1 protein-coding gene and 1 pseudogene are annotated in these 1,117 nt (G+C 50.6%); both read left to right on the top strand.

The features are described 5' to 3' along the window. A pseudogene (locus Q0256_RS11505) lies at positions 1-250 on the top strand (polyprenyl synthetase family protein); the annotation flags it as partial. After that, positions 250-1,117: glutamyl-tRNA reductase (gene hemA / locus Q0256_RS11500; RefSeq protein ID WP_297963261.1), on the top strand; the 868-nt coding region annotated here is incomplete at its 3' end. The pseudogene Q0256_RS11505 and the gene hemA, both read left to right, overlap by 1 nt.

The following is a 1,117-nucleotide window of genomic DNA, read 5'->3' as shown; positions in this document are numbered from 1 at the left end:
CCTGCCGTATATCTATTTGCATGGGGCTTTGGCGGGCGTGGAGCGGCAAAAGCTAAAATCATTTTTTAAAAAGCAGCTTTGCCAGAGCGAAATTTCATGGATCAAGACAAAGCTTAGCGAGCACGGCATCATCGAGCGCTGTATAAACGAAGCTTGCGCCTATGGGCAAAAGGCGCTTGAAGCCGTGGCGGAATTTAAAAACGACAAGCTGGAGCAAATCGTGCGAGATATGATAGATAGGGAGTTTTGATGGCGTATATGAGCGTGAGCTTCACCCACAAAAACACGGACATCACGGTGCGCGAGAAACTTTCGTTTTCAAACGATGTGCGCAAGAAAGAAATTTTGCGCCTTTTAGCTTCAAACTCCGCGATAGAGGAGTGTTTGGTACTTAGCACCTGCAACCGCGTAGAAATTTTTACCGTCGTAAGCGACTTTGACGAAGCGCAAAAGTTCGTGCTTTTGGCGCTTTCGCGCATTAGCGGCGTGAGCTTTGAAGAGCTGCAAAACCTAGCCGACATATATGAGGATCGCGGCGCAATACACCACCTTTTCGCCGTCGCAGCATCTCTTGATAGCCTCGTAGTGGGCGAAACACAGATCGTAGGTCAGCTCAAAGACGCCTATAAATTCGCGATGCAAAACGCTCGCGCCGGCGCTCAAATCGCAAAGGCCATAGATGAAGCGCTAAAGTGCGCGGCACGTATTCGCAACCAAACCGAAATTTCAAAAAATCCGATCTCGGTCTCAAGCGTCGCCGTGGCGATGGCAAAGGATAGACTGGGCTCCTTGCAGGGCGCGGACGCCGTGGTAGTGGGCGCGGGAGAGATGAGCGAGCTAGCGTGCAAACACCTGCTCGCAAACGGCGCGAATATCACGATCTTAAATCGAAATTTAGCCGGCGCGCAGAGGCTAGCCGCCTCGTTACTTGGCGAGGATTCCTTGGATGCGAAAAATTGCGCGGATGAAAATCCCGGCACAGGAAAAAATTCAGACGGCTTAAATTCCGTAAATGTCGCGAATTTCGCGGGCGAAAATTCCAAGGATGATAAAAATTCTGCCGCCTTCGTGAATTCCTCCGCGCAGGCACAATCCCGCATTAAAATCGATAGCCTTG

Origin of the sequence: uncultured Campylobacter sp. (assembly GCF_937949835.1) — a bacterium.
GTDB lineage: Bacteria > Campylobacterota > Campylobacteria > Campylobacterales > Campylobacteraceae > Campylobacter_B.
The sequence above is the reverse complement of the archived record's forward strand: the minus strand, read 5'-3'. Positions and strand labels throughout refer to the sequence as shown.